Annotated in this window: 19 protein-coding genes; 10 read left to right on the forward strand and 9 right to left on the reverse strand. The window is 68.1% G+C overall.

Translation table 11 applies throughout. From position 1 onward, the window contains the following. Window positions 1-27: 27 nt before the first annotated feature. Both LGM71_RS32460 and LGM71_RS32465 read right to left on the reverse strand, forming a co-directional pair. The gene (locus tag LGM71_RS32460; protein WP_226118589.1) at window positions 28-1350 is read right to left on the reverse strand and encodes an ATP-binding protein; all 1323 of its coding nucleotides are present in this window, start codon (window positions 1348-1350) and stop codon (window positions 28-30) included. Then, window positions 1347-2087, reverse strand: coding sequence for a response regulator (locus LGM71_RS32465; RefSeq protein WP_226118591.1), 741 nt, complete (start codon window positions 2085-2087; stop codon window positions 1347-1349). The genes LGM71_RS32460 and LGM71_RS32465 overlap by 4 nt, the downstream gene beginning before the upstream one ends. A 228-nt stretch (window positions 2088-2315) precedes the next feature. On the opposite strand from LGM71_RS32465, the gene LGM71_RS32470 reads away from it, so the two are divergent. After that, the gene (locus LGM71_RS32470; protein ID WP_226118593.1) at window positions 2316-2897 is read left to right on the forward strand and encodes a thioredoxin family protein; all 582 of its coding nucleotides are present in this window, start codon (window positions 2316-2318) and stop codon (window positions 2895-2897) included. 26 nt (window positions 2898-2923) lie between these two features. Here LGM71_RS32470 and LGM71_RS32475 read toward each other — a convergent pair whose 3' ends face one another. Then, window positions 2924-3562 carry an FMN-binding negative transcriptional regulator gene (locus LGM71_RS32475; protein ID WP_226118595.1) on the reverse strand — a complete coding sequence of 213 codons (639 nt, stop codon included), beginning with the start codon at window positions 3560-3562 and terminating at the stop codon, window positions 2924-2926. A gap of 126 nt (window positions 3563-3688) precedes the next feature. Here LGM71_RS32475 and LGM71_RS32480 point away from each other — a divergent pair, with 126 nt between their 5' ends. Next, window positions 3689-5242 (forward strand): PLP-dependent aminotransferase family protein, encoded by a 1554-nt coding sequence (locus LGM71_RS32480; protein ID WP_226118597.1) that lies wholly within the window; start codon window positions 3689-3691, stop codon window positions 5240-5242. Window positions 5243-5339: 97 nt separating this feature from the next. Continuing rightward, window positions 5340-7538 carry a penicillin-binding protein 1A gene (locus LGM71_RS32485; RefSeq protein ID WP_226118599.1) on the forward strand — a complete coding sequence of 733 codons (2199 nt, stop codon included), beginning with the start codon at window positions 5340-5342 and terminating at the stop codon, window positions 7536-7538. A gap of 78 nt (window positions 7539-7616) precedes the next feature. Here LGM71_RS32485 and LGM71_RS32490 read toward each other — a convergent pair whose 3' ends face one another. Next, window positions 7617-8843, reverse strand: a complete 1227-nt coding sequence (locus LGM71_RS32490) for a hypothetical protein (protein ID WP_226118601.1) — start codon at window positions 8841-8843, stop codon at window positions 7617-7619. 327 nt (window positions 8844-9170) lie between these two features. Then, on the reverse strand, window positions 9171-10589 hold the full coding sequence (locus LGM71_RS32495) for an MFS transporter (protein ID WP_226118603.1): 1419 nt from the start codon (window positions 10587-10589) through the stop codon (window positions 9171-9173). A 419-nt stretch (window positions 10590-11008) separates the two neighbouring features. Here LGM71_RS32495 and LGM71_RS32500 point away from each other — a divergent pair, with 419 nt between their 5' ends. Further along, on the forward strand, window positions 11009-13468 hold the full coding sequence (locus tag LGM71_RS32500) for a DUF3772 domain-containing protein (RefSeq protein WP_226118605.1): 2460 nt from the start codon (window positions 11009-11011) through the stop codon (window positions 13466-13468). A 131-nt stretch (window positions 13469-13599) separates the two neighbouring features. On the opposite strand, the gene LGM71_RS32505 is transcribed toward LGM71_RS32500, so the two are convergent. Next, window positions 13600-15111, reverse strand: coding sequence for an aldehyde dehydrogenase family protein (locus tag LGM71_RS32505; protein ID WP_059598724.1), 1512 nt, complete (start codon window positions 15109-15111; stop codon window positions 13600-13602). Between the two features lie 652 nt (window positions 15112-15763). Here LGM71_RS32505 and LGM71_RS32510 point away from each other — a divergent pair. From LGM71_RS32510 to LGM71_RS32520, 3 genes are all read left to right on the forward strand, one after another. Beyond that, on the forward strand, window positions 15764-17344 hold the full coding sequence (locus tag LGM71_RS32510) for an amino acid permease (RefSeq protein WP_226118607.1): 1581 nt from the start codon (window positions 15764-15766) through the stop codon (window positions 17342-17344). 135 nt (window positions 17345-17479) lie between these two features. After that, window positions 17480-18748 (forward strand): NAD(P)/FAD-dependent oxidoreductase, encoded by a 1269-nt coding sequence (locus LGM71_RS32515; protein ID WP_226118609.1) that lies wholly within the window; start codon window positions 17480-17482, stop codon window positions 18746-18748. 115 nt (window positions 18749-18863) lie between these two features. Continuing rightward, complete coding sequence (locus LGM71_RS32520) at window positions 18864-19538, forward strand: TetR family transcriptional regulator (protein ID WP_059464545.1); 675 nt, start codon at window positions 18864-18866, stop codon at window positions 19536-19538. 123 nt (window positions 19539-19661) lie between these two features. On the opposite strand, the gene LGM71_RS32525 is transcribed toward LGM71_RS32520, so the two are convergent. Both LGM71_RS32525 and LGM71_RS32530 read right to left on the reverse strand, forming a co-directional pair. Then, on the reverse strand, window positions 19662-21488 hold the full coding sequence (locus LGM71_RS32525) for a phospholipase D-like domain-containing protein (protein WP_226118611.1): 1827 nt from the start codon (window positions 21486-21488) through the stop codon (window positions 19662-19664). A 104-nt stretch (window positions 21489-21592) separates the two neighbouring features. Further along, window positions 21593-22351 carry a DeoR/GlpR family DNA-binding transcription regulator gene (locus LGM71_RS32530; RefSeq protein WP_059598728.1) on the reverse strand — a complete coding sequence of 253 codons (759 nt, stop codon included), beginning with the start codon at window positions 22349-22351 and terminating at the stop codon, window positions 21593-21595. Window positions 22352-22556: 205 nt separating this feature from the next. Between LGM71_RS32530 and LGM71_RS32535 the strand changes: the two genes are divergently transcribed. The 3 genes from LGM71_RS32535 (at window position 22557) to nadE (ending at window position 24943) form a co-directional block, all read left to right on the forward strand. Then, window positions 22557-22742: a hypothetical protein gene (locus tag LGM71_RS32535; protein WP_006752380.1), complete on the forward strand. Its 186-nt coding sequence runs from the start codon at window positions 22557-22559 to the stop codon at window positions 22740-22742. Between the two features lie 251 nt (window positions 22743-22993). Continuing rightward, the gene (locus tag LGM71_RS32540; protein ID WP_059598729.1) at window positions 22994-23863 is read left to right on the forward strand and encodes a DMT family transporter; all 870 of its coding nucleotides are present in this window, start codon (window positions 22994-22996) and stop codon (window positions 23861-23863) included. Between the two features lie 231 nt (window positions 23864-24094). Next, window positions 24095-24943, forward strand: coding sequence for an ammonia-dependent NAD(+) synthetase (gene nadE / locus LGM71_RS32545; RefSeq protein ID WP_226118620.1), 849 nt, complete (start codon window positions 24095-24097; stop codon window positions 24941-24943). An 85-nt stretch (window positions 24944-25028) separates the two neighbouring features. Here the strand turns inward: nadE and LGM71_RS32550 are convergent, their stop codons facing one another. Continuing rightward, window positions 25029-26705, reverse strand: a complete 1677-nt coding sequence (locus tag LGM71_RS32550) for a S10 family peptidase (protein ID WP_124629498.1) — start codon at window positions 26703-26705, stop codon at window positions 25029-25031. Window positions 26706-26716 lie beyond the last annotated feature (11 nt).

Below are 26716 nucleotides of genomic sequence, written 5' to 3' on the forward strand. Positions count from 1 at the left end.
GAAACCCGCAATGCCCTTGACGCCACATCACGCGGCGTTCGCCAGCGTCAACCGCGCTTCGAGCCCGCCGCCGTCCGGCCGGTTGCGCAACGTGAGCGTGCCGCCCATCGCGAGCGCGAGCTGACGCGCGATCGCGAGGCCGAGGCCCGTGCCGCCCGTCTCGCGATTGCGCGACGTCTCCACGCGCCGGAACGGTTCGAACACCGCGTCGAGCTGATCGTCCGGAATGCCGGGGCCGCGATCGAGCACCGCAATGACCGCGCCGCCGCCCGGTGCCGGCTGCACGTCGATCTCGGCCGCGCCCGCGAACTTCAGCGCGTTGTCGACGAGGTTGCCGACGATCCGGCGCAGCGCCTTCGGCCGCGTGACGAGCGCGAGCGGCCCGCCACTGTGCAGCGCGACGTCCTGCCCCGCATCCGTGTAGTCGCACACGATGCTGTCGAGCAGTGCGTCGAGATCGATGCGGCGCGCGGCCTCTTCCGTGCCGTGCAGCGTGCGCGCATACGCGACGCCTTCCTTCACCAGATGCTCCATCTCGAGCAGATCCTGGCGCAGCTTCGCGCCCTGCGCACCGTCGTCCATCACGTCGACGCGCAGCCGCATCCGCGTGATGGGTGTCTGCAAGTCGTGCGAGATCGACGCGAGAATCTGCATGCGCTCGGCCATGTACTGCGCGATGCGGTCCTGCATCGCGTTGAACGCGCGGGCTGCGCGCGCGACTTCGGACGGGCCGTCCTCGTTCAGGCGTTCGCCCTTCAGGTCGGGGCCGAGCGCGTCGGCCGCCTGCGCGAGCTGCTTCAGCGGCCGCGTCGCGAGCCGCACCGCGAGCCAGCAGCACGCGGCCAGCACCGCGAGCTGCAGCGCGAGCACGACCGGCAGCCAGCCCGACAGCGGCACCGTCGACATCGGGTGGATGTCGATCGTCAGCGGCGAGCCGTCGGTCAGGCGCAGATGCACCTGCAGATGCTCGCGATCGCCGGGGAGCGCGTTCGCGGTCAGCGGGTAATCGCCGCCGATGCCGTCCGAAATCGAGCGCTCGACGCGCGCCGAGAGCCGCGCCTCCGGAGGCGTGCCCGTCTGGCCCGGCCCGAGGATGAACGCGTAGCTGCGCCGCGCGAGACGCGGCAGCCACGCGGCGCGCTGGTCGGGCGGCAGGTGGTCGAGCAGCGCGACCGAGCTCGCGACCTCGCGCTCGATGTAGCCCATCATCAGGTTGGTGGTCGCCTGGTCGCGCTCGGTCACGGTGAGCCAGAACGACAGCGTCTGCGCGAGCGCGAGGCCCACGCACAGGATCAGCGCGAGCCGCGCGAACAGCGAGCGCGGCCAGTGCCATAGGGTGCGCGTGTTCATGCGTCGCCTTCGACCGCGGTCACCGCCGACGAGAACACGTAGCCCTCGTTGCGCAGCGTCTTGATGTAGCGCGGCTCGCGCGCGCCGTCACGCAGGCGCTGCCGCAGCCGGCTCACGAGCAGGTCGATCGACCGGTCGAACGGATCGGACTGCCGGCCCTGCGTGAGGTTGAGCAACTGGTCCCGCGTCAGCACGCGCTGCGGATTGTCGAGGAACACCCGCAGCAGCCGATACTCGGCGCCGCTCAACGCGACCAGCGTGCCTTCGGTGTCGAGCAGGTGACGCCCCGTCGTGTCGAGCCGCCATTCGCCGAACGCCAGCATCGCGGCCGTCTCCGTCACCTGCATGCCCGGCGGCAGCATGCGCGCGCGGCGCAGCACCGAGCGGATCCGCGCGAGCAGTTCGCGCACCGCGAACGGCTTCGCGAGATAGTCGTCGGCGCCCATCTCGAGGCCGATGATGCGATCGGTTTCCTCGCCGCGCGCGGTCAGCATCAGCACCGGCACCGTCCGGAACTTGCCCGCGCGCAGGTCGCGACACAGCGTGAGGCCGTCCTCGCCGGGCATCATCAAATCGAGCACGATCAGGTCGGGCGCGCCGTCGTCGAGCGCGTGGCGCATCTCGCGGCCGTTCGCGGCAAGCGACACGCGCATGCCGTTCTTCTCCAGATAGTCCGCGATCAGTTCGCGGATCGCGCGATCGTCGTCGACGATCAGTACGTGGTCGATCTTGTCCATGAGTCGATGTCGTTGGCGTGATGTTCCGGCTGGCGATGTCCGCTTTTATACCGCATCGCAGGCGCGCGTTTGTATCCCAATGTATCGCGCCGCCGCGACGACACACAACATTGCACAGGCGCGGCTTGCCGGACACACCGCAGATACGTCGGCGCGGCCCAATGACGGCTGTCGAAACCTGTCCGGCCCGCGCACTTGCGCGGCGGCCGGCCGCACCGGAGAACCGCCATGCTGCCCAGATTCAGGACCGCCGCCCTCGTGATCGCCCTCGCCGCCACGGCAGGGCTCGCCGCATTCGCCGGCACCCGCGACGACGCGGGCACGACCACCTCGCTGGCCGGCACGCCCGCGCCCGACTTCACCGGCATCGAGCGCTGGCACAATAGCGCGCCGCTCAAGCTCGACCAGTTGCACGGCAAGGTCGTGCTGGTCGATTTCTGGACGTACTCGTGCATCAACTGCATTCATACGATTCCGTACGTGAATGACTGGTATCGGAAGTATCGCGACCAGGGACTCGTCGTGGTGGGCGTGCATACGCCCGAGTATCCGTTCGAACGCGACGCGAAGAACGTTGCCGATGCGATCAAGCGCTTCGGCATCCAGTATCCGGTCGCGCAGGACAACCGCTACGACACGTGGCGTGCGTACGGGAACCAGTACTGGCCCGCGCTGTACCTGCTCGACGCGAACGGGAAGGTCGTCTATACGCGGTATGGCGAGGGCGGGTACGACAAGACGGAAGCGGCGATCCGGGGGGCGCTGGCGCAGGCGGGAGAACGGGCGAAGGGCGCGACGCATACGCAGTAGCGCGCCCCCGTGCGATTCACCGCGACCTATTTCCGCTTCGCATCCGCCTCCGCCAGCATCGCCTCCCCGATCGCGAGATTCCCGTCCGCGATCAGCGCGTCGCCCGCGCCGCGGATATCGTCGACCGCCTTGTTCTGCCCGAGCTTGCGCTTGCCGACGAGCCGCGTGATCTCGATCTGCAGCCCGACGATCGACTGCAGCATCGTGTCGAGATAGTCCTTCGGCGCGTCGGCCATCTTCCAGGGCACCGGCTGCGACGCCTCGTGCGTGCGCGTCAGCCGTGCGACCACGCCGCGCACGAACTTCTCGTCGTCGCGCACCGTGATGCGGCCGTGCGCATGCACGACCACGTAGTTCCACGTCGGCACCTGCCGATGCGCGGCATGCTTGCTCGGGTACCAGTTCGGCGAAATGTACGCGTCGCCGGCGCGAAAGATCACGAGCACGTCGTCGCCGTTCGCGACCTCCTGCCAGACCGGATTCGCACGCGCGACGTGCGCATGCAGTTCGCCGAGGCCGCCGTCGCCCGGCAGCAACTCGAACGGGAGGTGGTTCGCGTCGAGCCCGCTCTTCCCGTGCGTGACAAGGGTGCCGAACGGATGATCGACGATCAGTTCGCGCAGCACGTCGGGGCGGGATTCGGCGAAGTCGGCAGGGACATACATGGCGGCTCCACGGTCGGACAGGGTTCGCAGGGAACGGGCCGGAACCGGCCCGTCATGCGCAGATTGTGACCGCTAACTGGTTTATTCTGTAGAGCCGGTTTCGAACAATTTCAGCAAACCAGAATCATGGCCAGAACCGCCCGGATCGTCGAAATCCCGTCGCTCGGCGTGCTCGACCGCGCGGCCGGCGACCTGAGCCGCCAGCTCGCGCAGGCGTTGCGGGAAGCGGTGCGGCGCGGCGACGTGCGGCCCGGCGACACGCTGCCGTCCACGCGGCTGCTCGCGACGTCGCTCCAGGTCGCGCGCGGCACCGTCGTCGACGCGTATGCGCAGCTCGTCGCCGAAGGCTTCCTGGCGGCGCGCGGCGGCGCCGGTACGCGCGTCGCGAACGCGCTCGCCGAGCCCTCTCCGCCAGCCGTCGAACCACCCGCCGCCCGGCGGCGTGCCGCACACGCCGGGCTGCCCGAACCGGCCGCGACGTTCGCGCGGATCGCCCGCGAATTCCGTCCGTTGCCGGCCGTGCCGTTCGCGATCTCGGTGCCGGTCGGGCTCACCGCACCCGACGACATCTGGCGCCGGCTCGGCAACCGCCTGCGCGCCCGCGGCGCCGGTGCGCCGTCCGGTTATGCGGATCCGCAAGGCGCGCTGCCGCTGCGCGAAGCGATCGCCGATTACGTGCGCCGCTCGCGCTCGGTGCGCTGCAGCGCCGATCAGGTCGTGATCACGAGCGGCACGCAACAAGGGCTGCACCTCGCGAGCCAGGTCCTGCTCGGCCCGACCGATCGCGCGTGGGTCGAGAATCCCGCCTATCGCGGCATCACTGCACTGCTCGAGAGCACCGGGCGGCGTGACGCGATGGTCCGCGTGCCGGTCGACGCGGACGGCATCGACGTCGAGGCCGGCATCCGTCTCGCGCCGAACGCACGCGCGGCGTTCGTCACGCCGTCGCACCAGTACCCGCTCGGGATGCCGATGAGCATGGCGCGGCGCAACGCGCTGCTCGGCTGGGCGCGCGCGCATCGCGCGTGGGTGGTCGAGGACGACTACGACAGCGAGCTGCGCTACGAAGGCTATCCGTTTCCGTCGCTGCAAGGGCTGGATCCAGAACACGTGATCTATCTCGGCACGTTCAGCAAGATCCTGTTCCCGTCGCTGCGGCTCGGCTACGTGATCGCGCCCGGCGATCTCGTGCCCGCGTTCTGCGGTGCGCGCGTGCTGATGGATCGGCACGCGCCGACCGCCGATCAGCACGTGCTCGCCGCCTTCATCGCGAAAGGGCATCTCGACCGCCACATTCGCCGTGTGCGCGGCGTCTATGCGGAACAGCGCGCGTTGCTGATCGACACGCTCGGCGCGCGGCTGCCGCGCGAGCGCGCGTGGGTGCAGCCTGGGGATCAGGGGATGCACGTCGTGCTGTGGCTCGCGGAAGGGATCGACGATCTCGACGTGGTGGCGCGCGCCGCGCAGGCGGGCGTCGCGGTGCGCGCGGTATCGCCGATGTTCGCGCCGGGCACCGCGCGCCCGGGCCTCGTGCTCGGCTTCGGCGGGTTCGATCGCGCACGGATGGAAGCGGCCGCGCAGCGCCTCGCGGATGTGGTCGGCGAAGCGGCCTGCACCGTTTCATCGGAAGAATCGCGGCGACGCGTACGACCAAAGGTTGTCCGCGGGAAACAAACGTAATCGTCTGTAAATCCTGCAAGAAAACGGGCTGTTTGGCCACAGGCAAGGGTGCGCGGTTTGCTAGGATCGCGCCTTTTCCGCTCGCGCTCCTGCCGCCGTGAATCGCTTCGTGCCGTTTCTTCGAGACCTGTGGCTTCGCTGCCGCACCGGCGCCCGCTTGCTGGGCGCCGGCGCCTGGCATCGCCTGCGCCATCCGACGCGCCGCGGTGTCGCCCTGACGCTCGCCGCGATACCGGTGCTCGGCCTGCTGGTCCTGCTCGCGTTCGTCCCGTTCACGCCGAGCATCGGCGACATCCGCAAGGCACGCATCGACCGCCCTGCGCGCGTGCTGTCGGCCGACGGTCAGCTGATCGCCGAGTTTCGGCCCGTCAATCGCGAATGGGTGCCGCTCAAGCAGATCTCGCCGCACATGGTCGACGCGCTGATCGCGACCGAGGACCACCGCTTCTACGCGCATCACGGCATCGACTGGCGCCGCACGCTCGCGGCCGGGCTTCACACTTTCTCGGGCAGCCGCCAGGGCGGCTCGACGATCACGCAGCAGCTCGCGCGCAACCTGTATCCGGACGAAGTCGGCCGCGCGCCGACGCTCACGCGCAAGGTGAAGGAGCTGATCACGGCATTCAAGATCGAGACGGTGTACAGCAAGGACGAAATTCTCGAGACCTACCTGAACACGGTGCCGTTCCTGTACAACGCGTACGGCGTCGAGATGGCCGCGCGCACCTATTTCGGCAAGTCGGCGGACCAGCTCGACATCGTCGAAAGCGCGACGCTCGTCGGAATGCTGAAGGGCAACAGCTACTACAACCCGGTGCTGAACCCGGAGCGCGCGGTACAGCGCCGCAACATCGTGCTCGCCCGGATGGCGGCGATGGGCATGCTGTCGCCGCGGCAGCTCGCGCAGTTGCAGCGCCGGCCGCTACGCGTCGACTTCGAGCCGCAGACCGCGCAACCCGGCCCCGCGCCGCACTTCGCGGTGCAACTGCGCAAGTGGCTGATCGCATGGGCCGACCGCAACAACTACGATCTCTACGCCGACGGCCTCGTCGTGCGCACGACGCTCGATGCGCAGCTGCAGGACATGGCGACGCAAGCGCTGACGCAGCAGACCGATCGCCTGCAGGCAATCGCCGACAGCGCGTGGCACAACCCGTCCGGCTGCGGGCTGCGCAACGACCTGTTCCGCGGCTTCATCCGGCAGACGCCCGACTATCGCGCCGCGCGTGATGCGGGGCTCACCGATGTGGCGGCGCTGAAGCAGCTCGGCGCGAATCGCGCGTTCATCCGCACGTTGTGCGAGCGCAAGACGCAGGTGCAGGCGGGCTTCGTCGCGATCGATCCGCGCAACGGGGCCATTCGCGCGTGGGTCGGCAGCCCCGATTTCGGCAGCGAGCCGTTCGATCACGTCGTGCAGGCGCGACGCCAGCCGGGCTCGACGTTCAAACCGTTCGTCTATGGCGCCGCGTTCGCGGACGGCATGCAGCCGGGCGATACGTTCGTCGATCGCCCCGTCGCAATCCCGATCGGCGCGCACGCGGTATGGCATCCGACCGATGCCGAGCCGCCGACCGACGCACCGATGACGCTGCGCGACGCGCTTGCGCTGTCGCGCAATCGCATCACCGCGCAGGTGATGCAGCGCGAAGGCGCGGCCAGGGTCGCGCAGCTCGCGCGCGCGATGGGCGTGCGCGACAGCGCGCTCGACGCGGTGCCGTCGCTCGCGCTCGGCACGAGCCCCGTCACGCTGAAGGAAATGGTGTCCGCGTACGGGACGATCGCGAACCGCGGCGTGTACGTCGCACCGCAGATGATCACGCGCATCGAGGACCGCGACGGCAAGGTGCTCGCCGCGTTCGGCAGCGCGCCGCCCGAACGCGCGCTGCCGGTGGCCGCGGCACAGACGCTGGTGGACGTGATGCGCGGCGTCGTCGATTACGGGACCGGTGCCGACATCCGCTCGCGCTACGGGATTCGCGTCGACGTCGCGGGCAAGACCGGCACGACTCAGGACAACACGGACGGCTGGTTCATCCTGATGCATCCGCAACTGGTGGCTGGTGCATGGGTCGGCTTCGACGACGGCAGCGTGACGCTGCGCAGCGACTACTGGGGCGCGGGCGCGCACAGTGCGCTGCCGATCGTCGGCTCGTTCTACGATGCGGCGCTGCGTGCGCGCGCGATCGATCCGCACGCGCAGTTTTCGCCAGACTTCCGGCCGCGCAGTGCACCGGCGCCCGCACCGAGGCGGCGTCCGCATCCCGGCCTGTTCGACTGGCTGAAAATCTTCCGCTGAGCACTGCTCGACAACGACGCCTCGTCCTCCCGGACGAAGCGATCCCGGCATGCACCGCCTTCGTCGGAGCGGCCGTCGTCAGTCCGCCGTGTCGCCGCTCTTCGGCAGCTTCGACCAAGCGTTGCGTCCCGGCGCCGGCGACCATGCCGGACGCGTCTTGCGCGCGCTGTCGATCACGACCAGATAGCGGCCGGCGATCGGCGTGATGTCGCGATCGCGGCGCAGCACCCACAACGACTTGCCAGCCTCGACGCGCGCCTGATAGTCGTCGTCGAGAATGCCGTGCCGGTCCAGGAACGTGTTCAGCGAAGCAGGAATCCGCACACAGCCTTTCGAGTGCCGGATGCCGAGCAGCGGCTCGAGACGATCGGGGTCGGTCGCGTGCATCTGGAAGCGCATCGGCGACTTGCCGCCCTTGCCCCAGCCCCGCTCGCCGTCCACCCAGCCGAAGTCGTAGATGCGCATGTCGCGCATGCCGTAGCCGCGAATGCCGTTGTCGTTCGTCGTGCCTTCCGCGCGGAAGTCCATGTTGTCGGGTGAATGGTGGAACACGCCGAGCGGCGTCAGGAAGTGATCGTATTGGCCGGGCCAGCCGGTGGCGACCGGCGACGCGCCGATCAACAGCCACGCATTGGACGGCGTCGCGCGGAAGTAGATGAACAGCGCCTGCACGTTCGGCGCACGGTCGACGAGCGCAACGTATTCGCCGGCCAGGTCGCCGAGATCCGCATCGGCGAGCGCGTTCTGAAGGCGATCGCCATACGCGCGCTGCTCGCTCGCGGGCACGTTCAGGCGTCGCTTGACTTCCTGCGTGAAGTGCTTGCGCATGTCGATCGCACGCGCGGTCGCGTTCTTCGCCTCCTCGGCCGACAGCGGCGGGTGCCGGCGCGGCGGCGTCGGTGCGGGTGCTTCGGCTTCGCTTGCCGATGTGCCGGATGCCGCAGATGCCGCGGAAGCCGGAGAGGCCGCGGACGCAGCGGATGCCGGCGATGCCCCGCTGGCGGGTAACGCATGATGCACGGCGGACGCCGGCGCAGCTTCCGACGACACATGCGCTGGCGAAGCCGGATGCGCGGCCGAAGCCGATGATAAGGAAAACGTAGCAGTGGCCGGCGGCACGTCGGACGCAGCGAAGGCTGGCCGCGCGACGAGAACGGAAATCGGGAGAGCGGCTGCAAGCCACACATACGTGGCGACCGCCAGGGTACGGCAACGCGGCCTGGACAACCGCCGCGTCAGGTCGGAGAGCATCATGCGATCGAAGCCATCGGCCGATCCGGCCGCCGCACGTTGCAAACGGCGCATCTCCCGCGCGAGCCATCGACATGCCGGGGGCACGCATGCGCCCGGCGCCGACGCCTCTTCCCGGTGGAGTCGTTCGCAGTACAACGCGTTCGGTCCAATGGCGGCTAATGAGTCGTCAGGTCTTTCATTCTACCCGCTCGGACACGAATCGGCAGGGCCGAACCCCCGGTTTCGCGGCGGTTTTGCGCTTCGTCACGCTTTGTTTCAACTCGTTGCCGCTTGCTTCGCCGCTGCATGGCAGGTTGCTTCGCTGGGCGTTTCCGGCAACTCGAAGCGCCGGAAATTCACGCGCGTGCCGCATGCGGCACGTGCGTGCGCAACCCGCGCCTACTTCGAAATGGCTTCGAGCGCGATGCCTTTGGTACGCGGCCCCATGAATCCGATCGCGGCCATCACGATCACCATCGCGCCGGCAATGAACGCGAACACGCCGAACGTGCCGAAGCCCTTCAGCACGGCCGCGATCACGAACGACGAGAAGATCGCCGAGAAGCGGCTCCATGAGTAGACGAAGCCCACCGCGCGCGCGCGGATCGACGTCGGGAACAGCTCGGCCTGATAGGCGTGGAAGCTGTACGACATGATGTTGCTCGCGAGCGTGAGACCGATGCCGAGCACGATCAGGAACGCGCCCACCGTCGTCTGGCTGAACAGCAGCCCGCAGACGACGATCGCCGCCGCCATCGCGACGATCACCGACTTGCGCTCGAAGCGGTCGGCAATCACGAGGCCGATCAGCGGGCCGAGCGGTGCGGCGAGCGCGATCACGCTCGAATACATGAGGCTCGACGTGATCGTGATGCCCTGCTTGATCAGCAGCGTCGGGACCCAGTTCGCGAAGCCGTAGAAGCCGACCGTCTGGAACACGTTGAAGATCGTCATCATGATCGTGCGGCTGCGGTACGGCGGCACCCACATGTCGCGGAAGCTGCCGCGCGGCGGCACCGGCTCGGCCGGCGCGGGCGGCGGCAGCGGCCGGCCGTATTCGGCTTCGACCTTCGCCTCGAGCGCGCGCATGATGCGATCGGCTTCGTCGACGCGACCCTGCTGCGCGAGCCAGCGCGGGCTCTCCGGTAGCTCGCGGCGAATCCACCACACGAACAGCGCGCCGTGCGCGCCAATCAGCACGACCCAGCGCCAGCCGTCGAGGCCGAGCGGGGAGTGCGGCACGAGCAGGTACGCGAGGAATGCGACCACCGGCACCGCGACGAACCCGACCGCCTGCTCGCACGCGAACGCGCGGCCGCGGATCTGCTTCGGCACGAGTTCGGAGATGTACGTGCCGATCGTCACCATCTCGACGCCGAGGCCGAGGCCGACGACGAAGCGCCAGAAGTTCAATCCGCCTGCCGTATCCTGGAACGCCATCACGACGTTGGCGGCGGTGTACCACAGCAGCGACCACGTGAAGATCGCGCGGCGGCCGAAGCGATCCGCGAGGAAGCCGCATGCGATCGTGCCGATGAAAAGGCCGGAGAACAGCGCGGCGATGAAGCTCGCGACGCCCGTGGTGCCGAACAGGCCGTGCGTCGTCGCGGACAGAATCCCGCTTTTCACGAGGCCCGGCGCGACGTAGCCGCTGTACAGCAGATCATAGAGTTCGAAGAAGAAGCCGAGGCTCAGCAGCACGACGAGCTTCCAGACGCTGCGGGTCGGCGGCAGGCGATCGAGGCGGGCCGAAATCGAGCCGGCGTCGATGGAAGAGGACGAGGCGGTTGCCTGTGGAAAGCTGTCCGTTGAGACCATCTTGGTCGTGTCTCCTGATCGTGTCGTGTGTTTTGTTGTCCGGCGGCCGGCGGGCCGCCGTCGGGCGATTCGCTGCATTGTACCGGCACGCCGCTCGGGCCGCGTTGCATGGCCAACCGGTTCGGACACCCCACTTTCGCGCCGGCTATTGTGTAAATTGCGTAACGTTCTGTCGGATCTGTAAGGTTCGCCGGCGTCACGACGTTGCGCTGCCGGACTGCGAATGCGACCGTCACGGCCCCGCCGGCAAGGGCCCGCGCGGCAATCGCATGCCCGTGCGGGCACCGCTGTACGCGAAAGGGAAGGCGCACGATCGGCAGCGCCGCGGCCGCCATGCCCCGGTAACATGCTACCGGGCCAACTCCCGGCTTCCGGGCGCCTTGCGGCACCCGGCATTGTCGGCAAAACGTAAGCATTCCATGTCCATACAACGACTATCCACGTACGCACGCCGGATCGCGCTGTTCGCACTGCTGCAGTTCGCGGCGATCGCGACCGCATCGGCATTTCCGACGGCCGCGTCCGCACCGGGCGCGAGCGGCGTCGGCGTCCCCGTGCCGACGATTTCGCTCAGCGACGCCGTTGCGCAACTCAAGCAGATGCAGGTGCAACAGGACCGCATCAAGCAGCAGACGTCGAACGCGACCAACAGCAAGGAGCTCGACGAGCTCGGTGACGCGACCCAGGAACTGAGCGCCGACGTCGACAAGCTGCAGAGCCAGCTCGCGCCGCAGCGCACGCAGGTCCAGGCGCAGCTCGACGTGCTCGGCCCGCCGCCGGCCCCGGGCGCATCGCCCGAAACACCCGCCGTCGAACAGCAGCGAGCGACGCTGAACGCGCGCAAGGCGCAGATCGACGCGGCGCTGAAGCAGGCCGCCGACCAGAAGACCAACCTCGCGAACCTGAACGACCAGTTCTCGAAGCTGCACCGCAGCCTGCTGAAGAACCAGCTCGCGTTCCGTTCCGGCAGCATCTTCGGCGCGCAGTTCTGGCTGCCGCTGTTCCATCTGTCGCCGGACGACGTGCAGCGGCTCGACGATTTCAACGACGAACTGCGCGACATGCTGCGCTCGTCCTGGACACCCGGCCAGCGCGCGCTCACCACGCTGCTGATGATCGCAGCGCTCGCGGTCTGGCTCGGCGGCCGCCGCATCGTCGAACGCGGGCTCGCGTGGTTCTGCCTGAACCGCCTGCCGCCCACCCGGCTGCGCCGCAGTGCGCTGGCGCTGGCCACGGCGTTCTCGACGCTGCTCGCGACCGCGGTCGCCGTCCAGATCCTCTATCTCGCGCTCGCCCGCCACTCCGAGCTCACGTCGTCGATGACCGATCTGTGGGACCAGTTCGCGAAGCTCGCCGTGACCTGCGCGCTGATCGCCGGCCTCGGCCGCGCGCTGCTCTGCACGAAGCATCCGTCGTGGCGGCTGCCCGCGCTCGCCGATCCCGTCGCGCTCGCGATGAAGCCGTTCCCCGGCGTGCTGGCCGCGCTGCTGCTGATGTCGGGCACGCTCGAATCGATCAACCGGATCGTCGATACCAGCCTGTCCGTCACGCTGTTCGGCCGCGGCATCGTCTCGCTCGTCGTCGCGCTGACCGTCGGCGCGTCGATCCTGCGCGCGAATCGCGTACGCAGCGCGCTTGCGGCATCCGGCGAGGCGCCCGAGGATCGCTCGACGCTCGCGGGGCTGATCCATGCGGGCGTCACGCTGGCGATCGTCGTGTCGCTCGGCGCGCTGCTGATCGGCTATATCACGGTCGCACGCTTCATCACCTACGAGCTTGTGTGGTTCGAGATCGTGCTGTGCAGCGTCTACATCATGACGCAGCTGACGCGCGACGCGAGCGAAAGCCTGTTCTCCGCGAACCTGTCGACCGGCAGGCAGATCAAGCACCTGTTCGCGCTCGACGACCGTCATCTCGACCAGGCCCATACCGTCGTGTCCGGCCTCGGCACGAGCCTGCTGATGCTGGTCGCGGCGATCGCGTTGCTGACGGGCGGTTTCGGCACGACGCCGAGCGACCTCCTTGACAGCGCGGTCGCGATGATCGGCGGCCAGCGGCTGCAGAGCCTGAACATCATGCCCGACCGGATCATGAACGCGGTGATCGGGTTCGCGATCGGCTTCTACCTGCTGCGCTCGGTGCGCCGCTGGCTCGACAGCGAGTTCATGCCGGCACTCGGCATGGATGCGGGAATGCGCGTGTCGCTGATCACGCTGTTCACCAACGTCGGCTACGTGCTGCTCGTGCTGATGGCGCTCGGGCTGCTCGGCGTCAGATGGAGCAACCTTGCGTGGATCGTCAGCGCGCTGTCGGTCGGTATCGGTTTCGGCCTGCAGGAGATCGTGAAGAACTTCGTGTCGGGGCTGATCCTGCTGACCGAGCGGCCGGTGAAGGTGGGCGACATGGTCAGCATCGCGGGCGTCGAAGGCGACATCCGCCGCATCAACGTGCGCGCGACCGAGATCCAGCTCAGCGACCGCTCGACCGTGATCGTGCCGAACTCGCAACTGATCTCGCAGAACGTGCGCAACGTGACGATGGGCAACAGCACGCAGGGCGTCGCGACGCTGATGCTGACGTTCCCGCTGAACACCGACCCCGAGCAGGTGCGCGACCTGCTGCTCGACGCGTATCGCGAGCATCCGGCGATTCTCGACAAGCCGGCGCCGTCGGTCACGTTCAGCCAGCTGGCGCCCGACGGGATCACGCTGAGCGTCACGGGCTACGTGGCGAGCCCGCGGATCGCGAGCGCGACGAAGAGCGACCTGCTGTTCGAGATCCTGAAACAGTTGCGGACGTCGCAGATCACGCTGTCGACGCCGCAGATGCTGGTCGTGCAGAACATGCCGGCAATCGACGGATCGGCCCCTCACAAATGAATACGTGATCGGGCGGGCGCAGATCGGGCATCGCCGCGCACGCATCGCCGAAAACGACAAGGGCCGGTTACCGCCTTCGCGGCAACCGGCCCTTGTCATTGAACGTCAACGCGCCCTTGCGGGCCCCTCCGTCAGACGTCGAACTTCACGCCCTGCGCCAACGGCAGCTGACGGCTGTAGTTGATCGTGTTCGTCGCACGGCGCATGTATGCCTTCCACGCATCCGAACCCGACTCGCGGCCGCCGCCCGTTTCCTTCTCGCCGCCGAACGCGCCGCCGATCTCCGCGCCGCTCGTGCCGATGTTCACGTTGACGATCCCGCAATCGCTGCCCGCCGACGACATGAACTGCTCGGCCTCGCGCATGTCGTTCGTGAAGATCGCCGACGACAGGCCCTGCGGCACCGCATTGTGCACGTCGATCGCGTCCTCGAAGTTGTCGTAGACCATCACGTAGAGAATCGGCGCGAACGTCTCGCGCTCGACCACCGCCGATTGCTTCGGCATCCGCACGATGGCCGGACGCACGTAGTACGCATCCGCGTGACCGACATCGATGCGCTCACCGCCCTTCACTTCGCCGCCCTGCTCGCGTGCGTCTGCCAGCGCCTTCTGCATCGCGTCGAACGACGCACGGTCGACCAGCGGGCCGACGAGCGTGCCTTCCTCGAGCGGGCTGCCGACCTTCACCGACGCATAGGCCTTCTCGATGCGCGGCAGCAGCTGGTCGACGACGCTGCGATGCACGATCAGGCGGCGCAGCGTCGTGCAGCGCTGGCCGGCCGTGCCGACCGCCGCGAACGTGACGGCGCGCACCACGAGGTCGAGGTCGGCGCTCGGCGCGACGATCATCCCGTTGTTGCCGCCGAGCTCGAGGATGCCGCGTGCGAGACGCTGGCTCAGCACCTTCGCGACTTCCTGGCCCATCCGCACACTGCCCGTCGCGCTGACGACCGGCACCTTCTTCGACGACGTCAGCACCTCGCCGACATCGCGCATGCCGAGCACCAGCTGGCTCAGGCCCTTCGGCGCGACGCCCGGGTGGGTCTTCTCGAATTCGCGGATCGCCTTCTCGAGCAGCACGTGGCACGCAATCGCGGTGAGCGGCGTCTTCTCCGACGGCTTCCACACGACCGAATCGCCGCACACGAACGCGAGCGCCGCATTCCAGGCCCACACCGCGACCGGGAAGTTGAACGCCGAGATCACGCCGCACACGCCGATCGGGTGCCACGTCTCCATCATCCGGTGACCCGGGCGCTCGGACGCGATCGTCAGGCCGTAAAGCTGGCGCGACAGGCCGACCGCGAAGTCGCAGATGTCGATCATTTCCTGCACTTCGCCGAGCCCTTCCGACGTGATCTTGCCGGCTTCGAGCGTGACGAGGCGGCCGAGTTCGGCCTTGTGCTCGCGCAGCACGTTGCCGAACACGCGCACGAGCTCGCCGCGCACCGGCGCCGGCACCGTGCGCCACTTGAGGAATGCGTCGTGCGCGGCGTCGATCTTGCGCTCGGCGTCGGCGGGCGAGTCAACCGCCAGCGTCGCGAGCGTCGCGCCGTCGAGCGGCGAACGCGCGGTCAGCGCATTGCCTTTCCACTGGGCGAGATCGATGTCGAGCGCAGCAAGAATGTCGTTGAATTGCATCACTTCCTCTTCAGGGACAGATTGATCGGTGCGGCGGCAACGCCGCCCGCGTGATTCGATTGGAGCGCGTTCGCGCGCCCTGTGCAAGCGGATGCGCAGCTCGGCAGGCCCGGTGCGCCGCGTGGCGCATCGCGCGGCGCCGCCACCGGAAACCCGGCCGGACGGCACGCCCCGGCCTCGCGAGGCACGATCCATGAGACACATTGTCGGTGGCCACAAGTCGGGCCGCTATTGATATTAACTCACGACTTCATTCCCAAAACGCAACACCCGGGCAGGACGAGACCGCTTGATTCGGTACGGTTACGGGACCTGTCCGGGGCCGGTGGCCGGGCCGCCTAGCCGGTTTCGATGCGCCACAAGTTGATGACAAAGTTGCATCACCCAGTGCGGAAATATCGTTTGCCGCGCATGCGGCCGGCACATACGATCGGTGCGGCGTCGAGGTGCACCGCACCCGGCGCCCCGACGCGCCGCCGATCAGCGGCCGGACGACAGACGAAGGCGACACGCGTCGCAGCCCGGTGCACCGGTCGTTCCAGTCGATCCGGACCAAGCCCGCGCAGCAGTGCCGCTGCCCGCCGTGGCGGCCGGCGACGCGTCACGCTTCGTAGCCAAAAAAAAATCCTGGAGACAGCGCCCAGCACCCGCCATGCATTCAGATGCCCGCCCCGACTCGCCCCGTCCGTCCGGCTCGCCGCCCGCGAAGCCGTCCCTCCACCGCGCACTGCAGGCGCGCCATCTGCGGATGATCGCGATCGGCGGCTCGATCGGCACGGGCCTGTTCGTCGCGTCCGGCGCGTCGATCTCGCAAGCCGGCCCCGGTGGCGCGATGCTCGCGTACATGCTGATCGGCCTGATGGTCTACTTCCTGATGACGAGCCTCGGCGAAATGGCCGCGTTCATGCCGGTGTCGGGCTCGTTCGCGACCTACGGCGCGAAATTCGTCGACGAGGGCTTCGGCTTCGCGCTCGGCTGGAACTACTGGTACAGCTGGGCCGTGACGCTCGCGGTCGAGCTCGTCGCCGCGCAGCTCGTGATGCACTACTGGTTTCCGCACGTGCCAGGCGTCTGGTGGAGCGCGATCTTCCTCGCGCTGATCTTCGCGCTCAACGCGCTGTCGGTACGCGGCTTCGGGGAAGCCGAATACTGGTTCGCGCTGATCAAGGTGCTGACGGTGCTCGCGTTCGTTGGCGTCGGCCTGCTGATGATCTTCGGGATCATGCAAGGCGGCCCGAGCGCGGGCTGGGGCAACTTCACGATCGGCGACGCGCCCTTCGTGGGCGGTTGGGCAACGATGCTCGGCGTCGCGATGATCGCGGGCTTCTCGTTCCAGGGCACCGAAATGATCGGCGTCGCGGCCGGCGAATCGGAGAACCCGCGCACGACGATCCCGCGCGCGGTCAGCCAGATCTTCTGGCGCATCCTGCTGTTCTACGTGTTCGCGATCTTCGTGATCGGCGTGCTGATTCCGTACACCGACCCGAGCCTGTTGAAGAGCGACGTCACCGACGTGGGCGTGAGCCCGTTTACGCTCGTGTTCCGCCACGCGGGCCTCGCGTTCGCGGCCGGCGTGATGAACGCGGTGATCCTGACGGCCGTGCTGTCGGCCGGCAACTCGGGCATGTACGCGTCGACGCGGATGCTCTATAACCTCTCGGTCGAAGGCCGCGCGCCGAAGCTGTTCGCGAAGCTGTCGCCGGGCGGCGTGCCGCGCAACGCGCTGTACGCGACGACCGCCGTCGGCGCGCTGTGCTTCCTCACGTCGCTGTTTGGCGACAAGACCGTCTACCTGTGGCTGCTGAACACGTCGGGCATGGCCGGGTTCATCACCTGGCTCGGCATCGCGGTCAGCCACTACCGGTTCCGCAAGGGCTTCCTCAAGCAGGGCTATCGGCTCGACCAGCTGCCATACCGGTCGAAGTGGTTTCCGTTCGGCCCGCTGTTCGCATTCGCGTTGTGCGCGGTCGTCGCACTCGGCCAGGACTACCAGGCGTTCCTCGCCGACAGGATCGACTGGGCCGGCATCGCCGCGACCTACATCGGCCTGCCGTTCTTCCTCGCGATCTGGCTCGGCTACGCGCTGGTGCGCAAATGCCGGCTCGTCCGCTACGAGGACATGGAGATCGCGCCGTGGATCGAGCGCAACGCGACGCCCGAAGCGACGGTAAAGGCCAGTACCGGCTATCCGGCCTACGTTGCCGCCCCGCCGAACCCGACGCCGGGCGCCTGACGCCCGGTCGTGCAACGGCCGCCGCCCGACCGCCGCGGCCGATGCACTGAAAAACCCATTCGACGCGACGCGCGCGTTCAGGCAAGATCGACGCGCGCCGTCCGTTTTTCCGTCGTGACGAATCACCGAAAACGCATGCAGAACTTCTACGAAGCCACCGTTACCCGCCAGCCCTACCCGCAACTGAGCGGCACCATCGACACGCAGGTCTGCATCGTCGGCGGCGGCCTCGCCGGCCTGTGCACGGCGCTCGGCCTCGTCGAGCGCGGCGTGCAGGACGTCGTCGTGCTCGACGGAGAGCGGGTCGGCTTCGGCGCATCGGGCCGCAACGGCGGCTTCGTGTTCGGCGGCTACAGCCTCGACAACGCAGACCTGCTGCGCACGCTCGGCCGCGACGAAGGCCGCCGCCTGTACCGGCTCACCGTCGATGCGGTCGACCTGATCCGCGCGCGGATCGCCCGCTACGGGATCGACAGCGACATCGTCGACGAGGGCGTGATGCTCGCGAACTGGTTCGACGATCCATCGCGGCTCGACGGCGTGCGCACGCTGATGAAGCAGGAATTCAACGTCGACTGGGAACCCGTTTCGATGGACGCGCTGCGCGCGCGGCTGAAGACACAGCGCTATTACGGCGGCCTGTTCGAGCCGAACGCGTTTCACTTCCATCCGCTCAAGTACGTGCTCGGCGTCGCGGCGGCCGCATCGCGCGGCGGCGCGCGCGTGTACGAACGCTCGGCCGCGCTCGGCATCGCGCGCGAAGGCGCCGGCTACGTCGTGCGCACGGCGCAGGGCACGGTGCGCACGAAGGACGTCGTGTTCGCCGGCGGCGGCTATGCACGCGGCGTGTCGCCGCGCATCGAACGCGCGGTGCTGCCGATCGCGACCTACGTGATCGCGACCGAACCGCTCGGCACGCGCCTGCCCGACGCGATCGACGCGCCGTACGCGATCTACGATACGCGTTTCGCGTTCGACTACTACCGCCCGCTGAAGGACACGCGCATTCTGTGGGGCGGCCGGATCTCCGTGCTCGACCGCGGCCCCGACGCGATCGCGCGGCTGCTGCGACGCGACCTTTTGCGCGTGTATCCGCAGCTCGAAGGCGTGAAGGTCGAATACGCCTGGGGCGGGCTGATGAGCTACGCGCGGCACAAGATGCCGCAAATCGGCCGCGACGCGGACGGCGTGTGGCACGCGATCGCATTCGGCGGTCACGGGATGGCGCCCACCACCGTCGCCGGCGAAGTGCTCGCCGCCGCGCTGGCCGGGGAGCGGCCCGTGCCGGCGGGCTTCGCCGCGTTCGGGCTCACGCGCACGTTCGGGCTCGCGGGACTCGCCGCCGCGCAGCTCACGTACACCGCGTACCAGGCCCGCGACGCGCTCGCGTCGTGCCGGCGCTGAGCGGCGGCAGCAGCCGAAACCGCACGGCCGATTAGAACGAAAGGTCGGCCGGGCCGGCATTTCCCGCATGCTAGAATGGATTTTTCATGCCGCCGCGAACCCACAACAAAGTCACATGAAAGCTGGAAGCAAGGCCGCCACGTCCGAAAGCCGCGCACTTGCGACCGATGCGCGGCGCAAATACGATCCCGAGCAAACCAAGCGCAACATCCTCGACGTCGCCACGCAGGAGTTTTCCGCGATGGGCCTCGCCGGTGCGCGCGTCGACGCGATCGCCGAGCGTACGAACACCACGAAGCGGATGCTGTACTACTACTTCGAAAGCAAGGAAGGCCTGTACGAGGCCGTGCTGGAGAAGGTGTACGGCGACATCCGCGCACTCGAGCAGGAACTGCACGTCGGCGACATGGAGCCGCGCGAAGGCATGCGCCGGCTCGTCGAATTCACGTTCGACTATCACGACAAGCACCGCGACTTCGTCCGCCTCGTGTCGATCGAGAACATCCACGGCGCGAAGTATCTCGAACAGCTGAAGTCGTTCAAGAACCGCAACGTCAGCATCATCAAGACGCTCGAGGAACTGCTCGAGCGCGGTGCGGCGAGCGGCGCCTTCCGCAAGGACATCGACGCGTTCGACCTGCATCTGCTGATCAGCTCGTTCTGCTTCCACCGCGTGTCGAACCGTTATACGTTCGGCGCCGCGTTCGGCCGCGATCCGTCGGCGCCGCGGCTGCGCGCGCGACATCGCGAGACGATCACCGACTCCGTGCTGCGCTACGTCGCCGCGTAGGCGCACCGCGCGATTCCGCCCGAAGGCCGGCCGGCGAGCATTCCACTCGCCGTCCGGCACACCTCCCGAACCTCGCCGCGCCGCCTGCAACCGGCACGAGCCGAGCGCACGCCGCGCGCTGCTTCATGCCGCCTCACGCCGCGCGTGCGTCGCGGGCGAGTCCGTCGGCACGGTCGACGCCAGCGCGATCCGCGCCTTCTCTTCCGGGCTTCCCGCCACGTAATATTTCTTCGCCCAGCTCGAATCCGGTGCGAGCGCGAGCTGCCGCTGCACACCGGCGCCATGCCGTTTCGTTTCGATCGACAGCGCCCGCGCGCGGTAGTGCTCGTAGAGCCGCAGGAATTCCGCGAGATAGATCGCCGCGATCCGCGTGTCGTGAATCTCGAGCAGGTTCTCGTCGTTGTACTGCTCGGAGTTGCGGCTCATGTTCGCCGAGCCCGTATAGACGATCGGGTTCGCGCCTTCCGCATCGATCACGATGAACTTGTGGTGGATCACGACCGGCGGATACATCGGCGCCGGCTCGCCCGGAAAGAGGCGCAGCTCCGGTTCGAAACCCTGCGGCACCGTTGCCGGCGAAAAATAGGCGGCATCGATCACGTCGCGCCGATCGCGCTGGCGATGGTAAAGCTCGAGGTTCGCGAGCGTCGCCGCATCGAGCGACTGCCCATCGTGCTGCGCGGCATCAGCCTTCGTCGCGCTACCGACGTTGATGCGGTTCACCAGGCCGAACATCATCAGGCCGCGGTCGCCGGCTGCAAAGCATGCGTCGCGCAGCGCAGCGTCAGTCGGCATGAACAGGCAGAACGACACTGAATGCTTCGCGGCCGCGATCGCGGCGACGATCGTATCGATCTCGGTGCGCTGCCCCGCCGGCTCCGGCGAAAACGCGACGCGCACCTGCGCGCTGCCGATCGTCATCGGCGCCGACCAGCCCGCCGACAATTTCGCCGTCTCCGCGATCGTCGGATTCGCGGCCAGCGCGTGCGCACGCGCGTTGTACAGCGCCGCGAGCGCCGGCGAATCGAATGCGTGCAGCACGTTCGCCTGCTCCGTCAGCCCTTCGGTCGTGAAGTTCGCGGAACCGGTCAGCACGCGCGTGGGCGTCACCGCGGTTGTCGCATTCGCCGGTGCGTCGGTCACGATGAACTTGTCGTGCATGATGTGCGTCCGGTCGCGCGGCGCGAGCGTCGCGAGGCCCTGCAGCGCGTCGACAGCCGGCTGGTTCGGCGACGGCAGCGGCGGCTTGCCCTTGCGCGCAGTCTCGTGCGCGTCGTAGACGATCGCGAGCGACGCTTCGCCATGTTGCCGTCCGAACGCCTCGAATGCGGGCAGCGCCCACAGCGTGTCCGTCAGATGGTAGACGGCCGACACCGCGCGGGACGCGGGGTCGAGCATCGCCGCGAACACCTGTTCCATGTCGTTCGCGAGCCACGTGCGCAGCTTCAGTGCCTGGTCCGCGCTCGGCGCCGCATCCGGCGCGAGACCCAGTGCCGCGACCTGCTTCGCGAACGCCTGCGAGCTGACGACCGCACGGTTGAACCACGTACCGACGCCATCCACGACGTGAGCGGGCAATACGACCTCGCACACGCCGGCCTCCGCATCGAGCACCTGCAGGTGCTCCGGCGTGCCGACGACCGGATAGACGTCATAGCGGAATGACGCATCGCGGTCCTGCGGATCGATGCGCGCGTCCCACCACATGAATTTCTGGATCGGCGCCTGGTCGGTCGGTGCGTCGCCCTGCGTGTCGGCGGCCGGGCCGTCGAACGTGAGCCGGTTCGGCAGCCAGCTGTTCGGCGCCCGCGTCTTGCCGTCGGCCGCCCAGAAACCCGGCGTGCGCCGGATCGCGAAGCCGAGGAAGTCGGTGCGCGACGCCGCGTCGGGCCAGTCGAAGGCCAGCAGGACCAGGGTCGGAGAAAGATAGCTGCGTACGCTGACGGTCATTCGTTGCTCCTGCCGGGCGGCCCGGTCGAGATGAATGAGTCAGTGTTGACGGTGGTTCTTCCCGTGCGATGACGGTTCGATGAACCTTGTATGTCGGACGCGCGTCAATCGCACACGAGCAGCTCGATGCCGCGTGCGGTCAGCGCGCGGCGCACGGCCTTGTCCGGCGCGCGCTCGGTGACGAGGTAGCGCGCGGCCGACGTGCCGTTGATCCGCACCGGCGTCACGCGGCCGAACTTCGAATGGTCGGCAACGATGATCGCCGTGCCGGCGGCCGCGATCATCCGGCTGCGCACTTCGGCCGCGAGCCGCGAGTAGTCGGTGCAGTCGCCGTCGGCCGTGATGCCGCCCGCGCCGACGAACGCGAAATCGACATGGTATTGCGCGAGTTGCTGGATCGTATCGAGCCCGAACGTCGCGTCCTCGTCGTCGGACAGTTCGCCGCCGAGCAGCGTCACACGATTGCCGTTGCGCCGCGCGAGCACGAACGCCGTGCGCCAGTCGTTCGTGTAGATCGACAGCCGGTGCCGGTCGGCCAGCGCGAGCGCGACCGCGTGCGGCGTGCTGCCCGAGTCGATCAGCACCGATGCGTCGTCGGGCACGAATTCGGCCGCGCGTCGCCCGATCGTGCGCTTCGCTTCGGCGTTCGCCGCTTCACGCTCGGACAGGCTCGGCTCGCGGCGGTCCGCTGCCAGCGCGCCGCCATGCGTCATCACGAGCAGGCCGCGCGCCGCGAGCGCATTCAGGTCGCGCCGGATCGTCTCGCGCGACACGTCGAGCGAGCGCACGAGTTCGGCTACCGACAGCGCGCCCGATCGTCCGAGCTCCGACAGAATGTATTGATGACGTTGTTCCGCCAGCATCGCAATGCGCCCGAGGCGACTGGTAATGGGTAAGCCGAGCATTGTATTACGGCCGCTTGACCGCCATTTGACGGCGGTGCGGCTGGCGGTCGTCGCGTTTCACGAAAGCGAAATTCTGTATTGCCCGATGCGCGCGAATCGGCACGGCAAGCGGTTGCTACACTTTGCGTTTCGCCGAACGACAAACCGTAAAGGGGCTTGGGGAATGTATCGCAAAGGCAGTGTGCTCGAAATCCAGTTTTCGCCAGAACGACTCAACGACGGAGCGGGCGATCCATACTGGATCGACCTGACGCTCGACGAGGCGCGCCGGCTTTACGAACAGCTCGCTGCGCGCTTCGCAACCGACGCGCGCGCGAACCAGCCGCTCGACACGTTCTCGCTCGACTGACCGCCCGTCCTGTCCGCGCGCCACGGCGCGCTTTCATGCCGCAGCACCTTCATCTGGCCGGCCGGTAACGGAATGGCCGCCGCGCTCGCGGCACGTCACGCCCACGGCCACGGCCAACGCGCCGCGCATGGCAACCGCATGCAGCGCGCTCGCGGCACGAGCAAGTGCAGAATCCGACAAGACGGCGGCACCGGTTCGACCGATACTGGCCGACTTCACGATTCGTCCGGCCGTATCGCGGCCCGCCACGCATGTTTAACTCGCTCGTCGCCGCGGCGTTCGTCGCGCTGTGGTCCACCGGCTTCATCGTCGCACGGGCAATCAAGCCCTACGCCGATCCGAACCTGTTCCTGCTCGCACGTTTCGCCGGCACGGCCGTGCTGTTCGGCGCGGTGGCGCTCGCCGCGCGCGCGCCGTGGCCGGCCCGCCGCGAATGGCCGCGCCACCTGATCGCGGGCGCGCTGCTGCAAGGCGTCTATCTCGGCGCCAGCTACTGGGCCGTCGCGCAGGGACTGAATGCGGGCGTGATGGCGTTGCTCGGCGCGCTGCAGCCGCTCGCCACCGCCGTGCTCGCAGTGCCGCTGTTCAACGAGCGCCTGCCCGCGCGCGGCTGGCTCGGAATGGCGCTCGGGCTCGCCGGCGTCGCGCTCGTGCTCGCGCCAAAGGTCGCGGGCGGCGTCGCGCCGCCACCGGGCGCCGCGCCCGCGTGGTTCGTCGTGGCCGTGTCGATCTTGTCGGTCGGCTCGATCACCGCCGGCTCGCTGTATCAGAAGGGCAAGCTCGCGCAGAACGACCTGCGCACGGCCGTCGCCGTGCAGAACCTCGGCGCGGCGATCGTCGCGGCCGTCTTCGTCGCGTTGCTGCACGAAACGCGCTGGATCGGCGCGCCGGCGCTGTGGATATCGCTCGTGTGGGGCGTCGTGTTCCTGTCCGGCGGCGCGGTCACGATGCTGATGTGGATGCTGCGGCGCGGCAACGCCGCGCGCGCGACGTCGTTACTGTTCCTCGCGCCGCCGCTCGCCGCCCTGCAGGGCTATCTGCTGTTTGGCGAAACGCTCGCGGCCGTCCAGCTCGCCGGCTTCGGGCTCGCGCTGGCGGGCGTCGTGCTCGCGCGGCGCTGACGCGGGCGAGCGAGCGAAAGCAGGAAGCGTCCGTCACCGCGCCCCTTCCATGCATCGAAACGAAGCATCCGCGTGCACGCCGGAGTCGACGCGCCCCGCGCGCTGCCCCATGACGATGCAGCGCGTCTCGCCAATGCAACGCGCGGTCGCCGGATCGCATGCCCGGCGCGGCGCCGGACCGCGATTGCGCTTATGATGGGCGCCTTGCATTTCGTTCCGGAACCACCCTCCATGACATCCGCCGATTACGCCAGCCGCCAACGCGCGATCATCGCCGAACTGAACGTCACCCCGCACTTCGACGTCGATGCCGAGATCGCCCGGCGCGTCGACTTCCTCGCGCAGTACCTTCGTTCGACCGGCCTGCGGACCTACGTGCTCGGCATCAGCGGCGGCGTCGATTCCTCGACGGCCGGACGGCTCGCACAGTTGGCGGTCGAACAGCTGCGCGCCGACGACTACGACGCCCGCTTCATCGCGATGCGCTTGCCGAACGGCGTGCAGAACGACGAAGCCGATGCACAGCGCGCGCTCGCGTTCGTGCGCGCGGACGAGACGTTCACGGTCGACGTGAAGCCGGCCGCCGACGCGATGCTCGCATCGCTCGTCGCTTCCGGCCACGCGTTCGAAAACCCGGCACAGCAGGACTTCGTGCACGGCAACATCAAGGCACGCGAACGCATGATCGCGCAGTACGCGGTCGCCGGCGCGCGGCGCGGCATCGTGATCGGCACCGACCACGCGGCCGAATCGCTGATGGGTTTCTTCACGAAATTCGGCGATGGCGGCGCGGACGTGCTGCCGCTCGCCGGCCTGAGCAAGCGCCGTGTGCGTGCGGTCGCCCGCGCGCTTGGCGGTGACGAACTGATCGTGATGAAGGTGCCGACGGCTGACCTCGAGGAACTGCGTCCGCTGCGCCCCGACGAGCACGCGTATGGCGTCACCTACGACGAGATCGACGATTTCCTCGAAGGCAAGCCCGTGGCCGACAGCGTGTACGAAACGGTGCTGCGCTTCTACGACGGCTCGCGCCACAAGCGCGCGCTGCCGTACACGCCGTTCGACTGGCCGGCCGCGTAAGCCGGCGCCGTCGCCATCGCCGCAACACCATGCCGCGCCGCGCGGAACCTGGCGGTTACGCGCGGCACGTGCAAGATGGGCAACGCTACGCGTGCCCGCCCGTCTTCTTCGCTTGCAGTGCGCGAATCCGCATCCGCGCGCCCGTATCGCTGACCGTCGCGTCGTACATCGTCGCGAGATCGCGTTTGAGCGCGGTGCGCGAACCGCCGTCGAGATACACCATGTGCCCCGACGGATAAAAGCGCGCGGACAGGTTCTGCCGCACCTTCTGATCCTCGAGCGGCATCTGCTGCAGGTCGATCACGGTCTGGTAGAACGGCGTGACGAAATCGTAGAGGCCGTTCGCCGACAGCACCTTCAGGTCGACGTTCAGCGCCATCACCGCGGCGAGATCGCCGGCCGTATAGAGGATCACGTTCCCCTTCGCATCGATGCCCTGCTGCGCGCCGGTCGGATCGATATGGCTGAAGTCCCAGTTCTGGAACGCCTGGTCGTTCAGGTCCGTGAACGCGGAATTCGACGTGAACTTCAACTGCTCGTTCAGGTAGCTGTTCCACATCGCCGTGTAGACACCCGTCACGGCCGTCATCGTCGGGTCGTTGCCGCCCGAGTTCGGATCGATCTTGCCGGCGATGCCCGACGAGATCCCGGTCACGCGGCCGTCGTACGAACCGAGCGCGAGCCCCTGCGCGTGCAGCAGCGTCGTCAGGAACAACGAATTGCCACGCGCGTCGTAGCCCGCGATGTCGAGCCCCCAGGTCTGCAGCGTCGCGGTGTCGATGCCCGTGTAGTCCGACAGCTTCCGCACGGCGGCCGGATCGGCATGCGGCACGTTGCGCAGTGCGCTCAGGTAGTCGGTACGCGCGAACTGCGCGACTTCCTCGACGAACGTGCCGAGATCGGTCGGCGCGGGCGTGACGCCGAGCTTCTTGTGATACCACGCGTCGGCCGCTGCGGTCGGCAGCGCGCCGACCGGGTTGCCGGCCTGCCGGTAGTCGAGGATCGACGACTGCAGCGTGATGCCGTTCAGGTCGACGCCGTCCTCGTGCAGCTTGTACGCGAGCACGCAGCTGCGCGCGGTGCCGTACGACTCGCCGAACAGGTATTTCGGCGAATTCCAGCGGTTGTTCTTCGTCAGGTAGCGCTTGATGAACTGCTTCAGCGAATTTGCATCCTGGTCGACGCCCCAGAAGTTGCGGTTCTTGTTCGGCGCGACGGCCGCCGAATAGCCGGTGCCGACGGGATTGATGAACACCAGGTCGCTGTGGTCGATCATGCTGTCAGGATTGTCTTCCATCTGGTACGGCGCAGGCGGCGTGAACCCCGGCATCGAGGTCTTGATGCGCTTCGGCGCGAACGAGCCGAGCAGCACGAACACCGACGACGACCCGGGACCGCCGTTGTAGAAGAACGTGACGGGCCGCGTTTCCTCCTTCGCGCCGTCGGCCGTGAACGCGACGTAGAAGATCTTCGCGGCCGGCTGCGAACTGCTCGGATCGACCGTCACGAGATGGCCGGCTGTCGCCGTGTACGCGAGGCGCTTGCCGTCGATCAGGATCGTGTGGTGCGTGATCGCAGCCGCTTCGGTCGTGTCGGTGACCGAGTCGTCGGGGCCATTGCCGTACGCGACCGGATCGAAGAACGGCTGGTCGCGGCCGTGGCTCAGCGCGACCGGATTGATGGTCGGCGGCACGCCATGCGAATTGTGGTCGCCGTGATGCAGCGGATACACGCCGCCGGAAGATGCGGAATCGATGCCCATCGTGCTGCTCC

The sequence above is a fragment of the Burkholderia sp. AU33545 genome (assembly GCF_020419685.1).
In the GTDB taxonomy this organism is placed as follows: Bacteria; Pseudomonadota; Gammaproteobacteria; order Burkholderiales; family Burkholderiaceae; genus Burkholderia; species Burkholderia diffusa.

Coding starts and splice junctions, on each gene's coding strand:
- LGM71_RS32460 (WP_226118589.1), bottom strand. CDS start 1,350: ATGAACACGCGCACCCTATGGCACTGGCCGCGCTCGCTGTTCGCGCGG.
- LGM71_RS32465 (WP_226118591.1), bottom strand. CDS start 2,087: ATGGACAAGATCGACCACGTACTGATCGTCGACGACGATCGCGCGATC.
- LGM71_RS32470 (WP_226118593.1), top strand. CDS start 2,316: ATGCTGCCCAGATTCAGGACCGCCGCCCTCGTGATCGCCCTCGCCGCC.
- LGM71_RS32475 (WP_226118595.1), bottom strand. CDS start 3,562: ATGTATGTCCCTGCCGACTTCGCCGAATCCCGCCCCGACGTGCTGCGC.
- LGM71_RS32480 (WP_226118597.1), top strand. CDS start 3,689: ATGGCCAGAACCGCCCGGATCGTCGAAATCCCGTCGCTCGGCGTGCTC.
- LGM71_RS32490 (WP_226118601.1), bottom strand. CDS start 8,843: ATGCGCCGTTTGCAACGTGCGGCGGCCGGATCGGCCGATGGCTTCGAT.
- LGM71_RS32495 (WP_226118603.1), bottom strand. CDS start 10,589: ATGGTCTCAACGGACAGCTTTCCACAGGCAACCGCCTCGTCCTCTTCC.
- LGM71_RS32500 (WP_226118605.1), top strand. CDS start 11,009: ATGTCCATACAACGACTATCCACGTACGCACGCCGGATCGCGCTGTTC.
- LGM71_RS32505 (WP_059598724.1), bottom strand. CDS start 15,111: ATGCAATTCAACGACATTCTTGCTGCGCTCGACATCGATCTCGCCCAG.
- LGM71_RS32510 (WP_226118607.1), top strand. CDS start 15,764: ATGCATTCAGATGCCCGCCCCGACTCGCCCCGTCCGTCCGGCTCGCCG.
- LGM71_RS32515 (WP_226118609.1), top strand. CDS start 17,480: ATGCAGAACTTCTACGAAGCCACCGTTACCCGCCAGCCCTACCCGCAA.
- LGM71_RS32520 (WP_059464545.1), top strand. CDS start 18,864: ATGAAAGCTGGAAGCAAGGCCGCCACGTCCGAAAGCCGCGCACTTGCG.
- LGM71_RS32525 (WP_226118611.1), bottom strand. CDS start 21,488: ATGACCGTCAGCGTACGCAGCTATCTTTCTCCGACCCTGGTCCTGCTG.
- LGM71_RS32530 (WP_059598728.1), bottom strand. CDS start 22,351: ATGCTGGCGGAACAACGTCATCAATACATTCTGTCGGAGCTCGGACGA.
- LGM71_RS32535 (WP_006752380.1), top strand. CDS start 22,557: ATGTATCGCAAAGGCAGTGTGCTCGAAATCCAGTTTTCGCCAGAACGA.
- LGM71_RS32540 (WP_059598729.1), top strand. CDS start 22,994: ATGTTTAACTCGCTCGTCGCCGCGGCGTTCGTCGCGCTGTGGTCCACC.
- nadE (WP_226118620.1), top strand. CDS start 24,095: ATGACATCCGCCGATTACGCCAGCCGCCAACGCGCGATCATCGCCGAA.
- LGM71_RS32550 (WP_124629498.1), bottom strand. CDS start 26,705: ATGGGCATCGATTCCGCATCTTCCGGCGGCGTGTATCCGCTGCATCAC.